The organism is Deinococcus pimensis DSM 21231, assembly GCF_000519345.1.
GTDB classification, from domain to species: domain Bacteria; phylum Deinococcota; class Deinococci; order Deinococcales; family Deinococcaceae; genus Deinococcus_A; species Deinococcus_A pimensis.
Map to the genome: position 1 here is coordinate 3230 of NZ_KI912669.1, position 8567 is coordinate 11796.

Consider the following 8567-nt stretch of genomic DNA (forward strand, 5'->3'; position numbering starts at 1 on the left):
CGCCCGCCAACACGAACACGGACGAGAACTCCAACGGCACGGGCAGCACGACCGGCTCGGGCTCGGGCGGCGCGAACGACACCGGCGGCACGGGCGTCGACACCAACAACGGCAACAGCGGCATCGTCGGCGGCAAGGGCAGCGGCACCCAGACGAGCGACACCGACGAGAGCCAGGACGGCCAGACGAACGGCGGGAACTGACCGCGCGAGGAAAGAGCGAGGGGCCGATCTTCGGCCCCTCGTTTCCTGTTCACGCTCATCCGCGTCCCGGCGTCGTACGCTCTACCGTCGTACGGACCCGAGCGGTCGGGTCCTCTTGCCCGGGCCGTGAGCGCGTCTCTCCTACCATGGCTGCGTACGCCCCGGGACGGCCCGGGGCTCTTGCCTGGGCCGTGAGCGCGTCTCTCCTACCATCTGTTGCTCGCGTCCTCCCGCGCCGTCAGCCACAGCCGCCCGTACGGCGGCAGGGTCAGGGTCTCCCCGACGTCCACGTGCTCGCCCGAGATGCGGTCCACGGCCGCGCCGAGCCCGCGCGCGTGCGCCAGCCAGCCCGGCACGCCCTGCTCGTGCTCGCTGAAGTTGTACACGCACAGCAGCGTCCCCAGCGGGTGCTCGCGTTCGAGCAGCAGCACGTGCGGGTTCGGCGAGGTGAGCACGCGGCTCTCCACCGTCGCGTGCAGGTGCGGCGTGCCCGTGCGCGCCCGGATGAGGTTCCGCACCCCCGCGAACATCAGGCCCTCCACCGTCGTGACGTCGTGACGGCGCTTCGCGCGCTCCCAGTCCATGCGTGGGCGGTGCACCCAGCGGTTGTCGGCGGCGTGCGTCGGCTCGTGCTCGAAGCCGTAGTCGTTGAGGCTCGCGAGCTCGTCGCCCATGTACAGCAGCGGCACCCCGCCGAAGCCCAGCACCACCGCGTGCCCCAGCAGCAGCCGTTCGAGCGCCAGGTCCACCGCGCGGGCGTCGCCGCGCTCCAGCGCGACCTCCAGGCCCGCGAGGCTCGCGCCGGACCCGCTGATGCGGCGGTCCCCCGTGCGGGGGTTGTGCTGGAACACCAGCCCGCGCGCGAAGGTCCCGGGGAACTCGCCCGCGTAGAAGTCCGACAGGAAGCGGCGGTGCGCCTCGCCCGACAGACCCGCGCGCGCCGCGTCCGCGTCGCTGATCGCCCAGCCGATGTCGTCGTGGCAGCGCAGGTACATGCCCCACGCGGTGTTCGTCGGCTTGTGCGGGAACGCGGAGAGCGCCACCTCCATGAGGCGCACGTCGCGTGACGCGAGGCTCGACCAGATCTGCACCATCAGGCTGTTGTGGTAGGCGAGGTCGCTGACCTTCCCGTGATGCGCGCCCCGCCCGAGGTAGAACAGCAGGTCCTCCGGCGCGACGATCGCCTCGGCCTTGAAGGCCACGGCGGGCGCCACGATCCGCGCGGCCGCCCGGAGGGCCTGCGTGATCGCGTGCACCTCCGGCTGGTTCTGGCAGTTCGTGCCCATCCGCTTCCAGATGAACGCGATCGCGTCGAGCCGGAAGACGTCCACGCCGCGGTTCGCGAGGAACAGGATGATCTGCGCGAACTCCAGGAACACGTCGGGGTTCGCCCAGTTCAGGTCCCACTGGTAGCTGTTGAAGGTCGTCCAGACCCACCGGCCGCTCGCGGCGTCCCAGGTGAAGTTGCCCGGCGCGAAGTCCGGGAAGATTTCCGGCAGGGTCCGCTCGTACTGGTCGGGCACCGTGCGGTCCTCGTACATGTGGAAGTACGCCTGGTACCTCGCGTCGCCCGCGCGGGCCTTCTCGGCCCACTCGTGCTCCTGCGCGACGTGGTTGAGCACGAGGTCGAGGCACAGGGAGATGCCGCTCTCGCGCAGCCGCTTCGAGAGCCGCGCGAGGTCGCGCATCGTCCCGAGGTCCTCGCGCACCTCCCGGTAGTCCTGCACGGCGTACCCGCCGTCGTTCTCGCCCGCGCGGGGCCTGAGGAGCGGCATGAGGTGCAGGTACCTCGTCCCGAGCTCCTCCAGGTAGGAGACGTGCGCCTCCACGCCCGCGAGGTCCCCGGCGAAGCGGTCCGCGTAGCACACGTAGCCGATCACGTCCTCCTTCTGGAACCAGTCGGGGGAGAGCAGGCGACGCTGATCGAGGCGGCGCAGGTCGGCGGGCCGCTCGTGGTAGGCGTGCAGCATCACCTCCAGCAGGCGGCGCGGCAGGTCCGGATGGTCCGGGTAGACGGCCTGGAGGGCGTCCGTGAGCTGCGTCTCGTAGCGCTCGTAGCGCAGCTGAAACGCTTCCAGGTCACGGTCGTCGTCGGGGAAGGCTTCGCGGATCAGTTCGAGGATCTGGGCGTCCGGCACGCCCACCACTCTACCAAGCGCGGGTGGAGAAGCCCGCCCTCGCGGGAGCCTGAACGGTCGCGACTTGCGGTGACCTCGGTGGGCGCTGTTAGTCTGGCCGCATGAAAGCCATCCGCGTCCACCAGCCCGGCGACCAGTCCGCCCTCGTCCTCGACGACGTGCCCACGCCCCAGCCCGGCGCGGGCGAGGCGCGCGTCGCGGTGCGCTTCGCGGGCCTGAACTTCATCGACGTGTACTACCGCACGGGCGCCTACAGGGCGAACCTGCCCGTCACGATCGGCAACGAGGGCATGGGCGTCGTGGAGGCCGTCGGGGAGGGCGTGGACGCCTCGCTGGTGGGGCAGCGCGTCGCGTGGGCGATGCATCCGGGCAGCTACGCGCAGGGCGCGCTGGTGCCCGCGTGGAAGCTCGTGCCCGTCCCGGACGGTGTGTCGGACGAGGTGGCGGCGGCGCTGCTGCTGCAGGGCATGACGGCGCACTACCTCGCACGCAGCACCTTCGAGCTGCGCGAAGGGCACGACGCGCTCGTGCACGCCGCGGCGGGCGGCGTGGGCGGCCTGCTCGTGCAGATCGCGAGGAAGCGGGGCGCGCGCGTCATCGCGACCGTCGGCAGCGAGGAGAAGGCCACGCTGGCCCGCGCCGCGGGCGCGCACGACGTGATCCTCTACCGCGAGCAGGACTTCGCGGCGGAGACGAAGAGGCTCACGGACGGCCGGGGCGTGCACGTCGTGTACGACTCCGTCGGACGCGACACCTTCGACGCGAGTCTCTCCGTGCTGCGTCCGCGCGGCATGATGGTCCTTTACGGCGCGAGCAGCGGCGCCGTCCCGCCCGTGGACCCGCAGGTGCTCAACCAGAAGGGCTCGCTGTTCCTGACGCGTCCCAGCCTCGGCGCGTACACGCAGGACCGCGAGGAACTCCTGTGGCGCGCGGGCGAACTGTTCGACATGGTCCTCGCGGGCGAACTGGACGTGCGGGTGGACCGCGTGTTCGACCTCGCGGACGCCGGGAGCGCCCACGCGTACCTGGAGGGCCGCCACACGAAGGGCAAGGTGCTGCTGCGGATCTAGGCCGTTCTGGCGGGCCGCCCTGCGCCGTTCGGTCAGGCGAGGTGGGGCGGCCCGCTTGCTAGACTTGCCGTTATGACCGACGCGAAAGCCTCACAGTTCGGCGTGACCCCCCAGAGCGTGGACTTCAACGAGTGGTACAACGAGGTGGTCGTCAAGGCCGACCTCGCGGACTACAGCCCCGTGCGCGGCAGCATGGTCGTGAAGCCCTACGGGTACGCCATCTGGGAACGCATCCAGCGCTGGCTGGACGACAAGTTCAAGGAGACCGGCCACGAGGGCCTGCTGTTTCCCACCCTCATCCCGCTGAACTTCATGACGAAGGAGGCGGAGCACGTGGAGGGCTTCGCGCCGGAACTCTTCACCGTGACGCGCATTGGCACGGAGACGCTCGACGAGCCGTACGTGATGCGTCCCACGTCCGAGACGATCATCGGGCACATGTGGTCGCAGTGGCTCGGCTCGTACCGCGACCTGCCCTTCCTGCACTACCAGTGGGGCAGCGTGTTCCGCGCGGAGCTCCGCACGAAGCTCTTCCTGCGCACCGCCGAGTTCTACTGGCACGAGGGGCACACCGCGCACGCCACGGAGCAGGAGGCGCGCGCCGAGGTGCGTCAGCAACTCGACCTGTACCACCAGTTCTGCCGCGACGAGCTCGCGCTGCCCGTCGTGCGCGGCGAGAAGACCGCGTCGGAGCGCTTCGCGGGCGCCGTGGAGACGTACTCCATCGAGGGCATGATGCGCGACGGCAAGGCGCTGCAGAGCGGCACCAGCCACTACCTCGGGCAGAACTTCGCGCGGGCCTTCGACGTGAAGTTCCAGGGCGCGGACCAGAAGGAGCACTTCGTGCACTCCACCTCCTGGGCGATCTCCAGCCGCATCATCGGGGCGCTCATCATGACGCACGGCGACGACAAGGGCCTGCAGCTGCCCCCGAACATCGCGCCCTACCAGGTGGTGATCGTGCCGGTGGCGCGCAAGGACACCGCCGAGGCGATGTACGCGGAGGCGGACGCGCTCGCCCGTGAGCTGCGCGCGCAGGGCGTGCGCGTGAAGGTGGACAAGCGCGAGGGTGTCAGCAACGGCTTCAAGTACAACGACTGGGAGCTGCGCGGCGTGCCCGTCCGCGTGGAGATCGGCCCGCGCGACGTGGAGGCGGGCGTGGTCGTCGTGAAGAACCGCAACGCCGAGGCGAAGGAGACGGTGTCCCGCGCGGACGCCGTGGCGCACATGCCCGCGCGCCTCGCGGCGATCCAGCAGGCCCTGTACGACCGCGCGCTGGACTTCCTGCGGGAGAACACCGTCACGGTGGACACCTACGAGGACTTCAAGGCCGCGATCGAGGCGGGCAGGTGGGTGCGGGCCTTCCACTGCGGCGACCCCGAGAGCGAACGGCAGATCAAGGAGGAGACGAAGGCCACGACCCGCAACGTCCCCCTCGACGAGGAACTCTTCGGGGAGCGCGAGGAGGGCGTCTGCGTGCACACCGGACGGCCCGCCGCGTACGGGAAGCGCGTGATCTTCGGGCGGCAGTACTGACCAAAGTTGTGGAGACGCGTGGACGGCCCCTGCATAAGGACCGGGCCGTCCCGGTCCGTACGACGCCATGAGTGGAGAGACGCGTCGACGGTCCAGGCATGAGCGAGGGACCGCTCCCGAGCGTACGACGCTGAACGCTTGTGGAGAGACGCGTCGACGGTCCAGGCATGAGCACCGAACCGCTTCGGTGCGTACGACGCTGAACGCCTGACGCTCCCTCCCACGCGTCAAAAGAAGGAGGCGCCCCAACCGGGGCGCCTCCTTTTCAGCGTTCGCTGGGTTACTCGTCGTCCTGCTGGGCGGGAACGTCGGCGGCGACGTCCTCGTCGGTGGTCTCGACGATCTTCTGGGGCGGCACGACGGCCACGACGGCCACGTCGGCGTCCACGGCGAGCTTGCAGCCCTGGGGCAGCTGAATGTCGCCGGCCTTGATGCTGTCACCGATCGCGAGGTTCGTGACGTCCACGACGATCTCGGCGGGGATGCGGCGCGGGCCGGGCGCGACGATCTGCAGGTTGTGCAGGACGATGTCGAGGATGCCGCCCTCGACGACGCCGCGGGCCTTGCCGCTGGTGTGCACGGGCACGGGCACTTCGATCTCCTGACCGTAGGTCACGAGGAAGAAGTCCGCGTGGACGACGGTGCGGCGGCGCTTGTCCATCTGGACGCTCTTGACGAGCGCGGGGACCGTCTCGCCGCCCTCGATCGCGATGTCGATCAGGCCGTGCGTGCTCTGCGCGCGGAAGGCGCGGTCGAACGCCTTGGCCTCCACGGCGAAGCTGAGGTTGCGGTCCTTGTTGTAGGCCACCGCGGGCACGTAGCCCTCGGGCAGCTTCTGCTTGGGTTCACGAGCAATTGCCTTCAGTTCCATCTCTCGCCTCCAGGGTGGGGCGTGCGCGCTCGGGCGCGCAGTCGTCCCCACTGACTTTGACGCTCCTGGCCCGCTGGGGCGGAGCGTGCAACTCTCGCAGTGTAGCAGAGATGGTCGTCAGAACAATGGACCGCGCGGCGCGGCTACTTGGAGATGACGGTCGCGATCTCGGCTTCCGTGATGTTGCGGCTCTGCGCGCCCACCTTCGTGGCGGCGAGCGCCCCGGCGGCGTTCGCGGCGCGCGCGGCGCTCGCGAGTTTCTGCCCGCTGAGGATCGCGTGGGCGAACACGGCGACGAAGGTGTCGCCCGCGCCGGTCGTGTCGACGATGTCCTCGACGGGAATCGATTCCACCAGTTCCGTCTCCTCGGGCGTCCAGACGATCGAGCCCATCGGGCCGACCTTCACGATGACCTGCCGCGCGCCGCGCTCGCCGAGCACCGCGAGGGCCGCGCTGATGCTGCTGGTGCCGGTGAGGGCGAGCAGCTCGTGCTGGTTGAGCAGGATGTAGTCGGCCGCGAGGACGCTGTCGAGGAGGCGCTGACCGGCGGCGTTCACGGCGCCCGTGCCGAGGTCGATGAAGACGGGCACCTCGGCCTTCTTGGCGAGCTGGATGGCCTTCACGGCGTACTCGCGCTGCGGGCCGCCGATGAGGCTGTAGGCGCTCACGATGAGGGCCTGGCTGCCCTCCACGTCCTTCTTCTTGAGTTTCGCGGCGTCGAGCTGACGGTTCGCGGCGCCGGAGGAGATCATGGCGCGGCGGCCGTCGGGCGTCTGCATGACGGTGATGGTGCTGGTGAGGTGGTCGTCGTCGCGCTGGACGGCGCTCTCGCTGACGCCGCTCTCGCGGACGAGCCGCAGGGCGTACTCCGCGAAGGGGTCGCTGCCGACGCGCGCGGCGAGCGTGACGGTGTGCCCGAGCCGGGCGAGCGTCACGCTGATCGTGCCGCCCGCCCCGCCGGGCTGCATGGACGCCCGGATGGGGGACACCTCCTCGCCGGGCGCGGGGAGGCGCTCGAGATGATAGAGGTGGTCGACGGTCACATCACCGATCACGAAGAACTTCACAGCAACCTCCTGGCCCCACGCGTGTGGGCGCGGGCCGACCGAGTACGGGTTCGATGGGTCATCCTAACACGCCCAGTCTCGTGGCGAACGTATGCATGGTTTCGAGCGGCACGTCCTCCGCACGCACGTCGGGCCGCAGCCCGGCCGCGTCGAGGGCCTCCTCGACACGCGCGGGGTCGTAGCCCGCCATGCGCAGGTTGTTTCGCATCGTCTTGCGACGGTGATGCAGGGCCGCTTCGAGCAACCGTACCAGCCGCTCGTCGGGCTTTTGTCCCGAGAAGTCGAGCCGCACGACGCTCGACGTGACGTCCGGGGCGGGGAAGAAGGCGCCCTTGGGCACGTCGCGGACGATGCGGATGGTGCCGTGCAGCGCGGCGACGGCGCTGAGGTAGCCGTAGCCGTCCTCGCCGGGCTTCGAGGCGAGGCGCTCGGCGACCTCGCGCTGCACCAGCACCGTCGCGCTCGCGAAGCGTCCCGAGGTCATGAAGCGCGTCAGGAGCGCCGTGGAGATGTAGTACGGCAGGTTCGCGATGACGCGCGCGCCCTCGGGAACGCGGGAGAAGTCGAACTTGAGGGCGTCACCCCACACGACCTCCACGTCGAGACCGGCGAGCGTCTCCTCCAGGACGGGCCGCAGCCGCTCGTCCTTTTCGAGGGCGAGGACGCGCGCGCCGCGCGAGGCGACCTCGCGGGTGAGCACGCCGAGCCCGGGCCCGACCTCCACCACGAACGCGCCCTCACGCGCGCCGCCCGCGTCGGCGATGGCGCGCAGCACGTTGCCGTCCACGAGGAAGTTCTGCCCGAGGCTCTTGGTGGGGCGCAGGCCGTGTCGGGCGAGGATCTCGCGGACGGTGCGGGGCGAGTAGAGGATGTCGGGGGCGGGCTGGTCGGCGGTCACGGGAAGTCCTTTCGGGCGGCTCAGTTCAGCCGCTCGTCCACGAGGCGCGCGGCGTCCTGCTCGGGCACGCCGAGCGACACGGCGACCTCCACGACGAGCACCTGCCGGGCCTGACGCAGCACGGCGTGCTCGCTGTCGGCGAGGCCGCGCATGACGTGGCGGCGGGAGAGGGTGGCGAGGAGGCGGGCGATGTCGGCGATGTTGCCGCTCTCCAGGATGGTCTGTTCGAGGCGGATGCGCTGCGGGAAGCTGGGCGGAAGGTCCATGTCGGGTTCCGCGAAGTGGGCGAGGAGCCCGGGAATCTCCTGCTCGTGCGTGACGCGTCTCAGGCCGAGCGTGAGGGCCTTGCCGACGGGCACGAGGACCTGCATCCCCCCGCCGAGCAGCTCGATGTTGTAGTACGCCTGGGTCTGGCCGAGGGCGGTGCGTTCGGTGACGCCCAGGACGACGCCGGCCCCGTGCTTGGGGTACACGACGTGGTCGCCTGGGGCGAGGGTCAGTTGCTCGGTCAAGGTCGCCTCCGGTGGTCGGCGGTCGCCCCGGCGTCCGCGAGGGAGCTCTTCCCTCGCGGCGACCGGCGGCGACCCGTGCATGACGGCACGAATCGTCATTATAGGTGATCCCGGCGCGCGGGCGCGCGGGGCTGCCTGGACAGGTGACGTGTACCCTCCAGGCGCGGGCGCACTATCCTGGGCGCATGACCGACGGCAACTCCTGGCACGCGAGCCTGCGCGAGCATCACTACGTCGACGCGGCGGCGCGCGCCCGCGTCTCGGGCGCGCCC

The 8567-nt window shown here is 70.5% G+C and carries 8 protein-coding genes; 3 read left to right on the plus strand and 5 right to left on the minus strand.

What is annotated here, in order from left to right; genetic code table 11:
* Positions 1-203: hypothetical protein (locus tag DEIPI_RS40350; RefSeq protein WP_045234697.1), on the plus strand; the 203-nt coding region annotated here is incomplete at its 5' end.
* Between the two features lie 206 nt (positions 204-409).
* On the opposite strand, the gene DEIPI_RS0118620 is transcribed toward DEIPI_RS40350, so the two are convergent.
* Positions 410-2341, minus strand: coding sequence for an alpha-amylase family glycosyl hydrolase (locus DEIPI_RS0118620; RefSeq protein WP_045234717.1), 1932 nt, complete (start codon positions 2339-2341; stop codon positions 410-412).
* Positions 2342-2442: 101 nt separating this feature from the next.
* On the opposite strand from DEIPI_RS0118620, the gene DEIPI_RS0118625 reads away from it, so the two are divergent.
* Entirely contained in the window at positions 2443-3411 is a 969-nt protein-coding gene (locus tag DEIPI_RS0118625; RefSeq protein WP_027482761.1) for a quinone oxidoreductase family protein, read from the plus strand.
* A gap of 72 nt (positions 3412-3483) precedes the next feature.
* Entirely contained in the window at positions 3484-4947 is a 1464-nt protein-coding gene (proS, locus tag DEIPI_RS0118630; protein WP_027482762.1) for a proline--tRNA ligase, read from the plus strand.
* 280 nt (positions 4948-5227) lie between these two features.
* Here proS and DEIPI_RS32575 read toward each other — a convergent pair whose 3' ends face one another.
* From DEIPI_RS32575 to DEIPI_RS0118650, 4 genes are all read right to left on the minus strand, one after another.
* Entirely contained in the window at positions 5228-5818 is a 591-nt protein-coding gene (locus DEIPI_RS32575) for a 50S ribosomal protein L25 (protein WP_045234698.1), read from the minus strand.
* A gap of 143 nt (positions 5819-5961) precedes the next feature.
* Positions 5962-6885, minus strand: a complete 924-nt coding sequence (locus tag DEIPI_RS0118640; RefSeq protein ID WP_027482763.1) for a carbohydrate kinase family protein — start codon at positions 6883-6885, stop codon at positions 5962-5964.
* A gap of 58 nt (positions 6886-6943) precedes the next feature.
* Entirely contained in the window at positions 6944-7783 is an 840-nt protein-coding gene (gene rsmA / locus DEIPI_RS0118645; protein ID WP_027482764.1) for a 16S rRNA (adenine(1518)-N(6)/adenine(1519)-N(6))-dimethyltransferase RsmA, read from the minus strand.
* Between the two features lie 20 nt (positions 7784-7803).
* Positions 7804-8295 carry a CarD family transcriptional regulator gene (locus DEIPI_RS0118650; protein WP_027482765.1) on the minus strand — a complete coding sequence of 164 codons (492 nt, stop codon included), beginning with the start codon at positions 8293-8295 and terminating at the stop codon, positions 7804-7806.
* Positions 8296-8567: the final 272 nt, after the last annotated feature.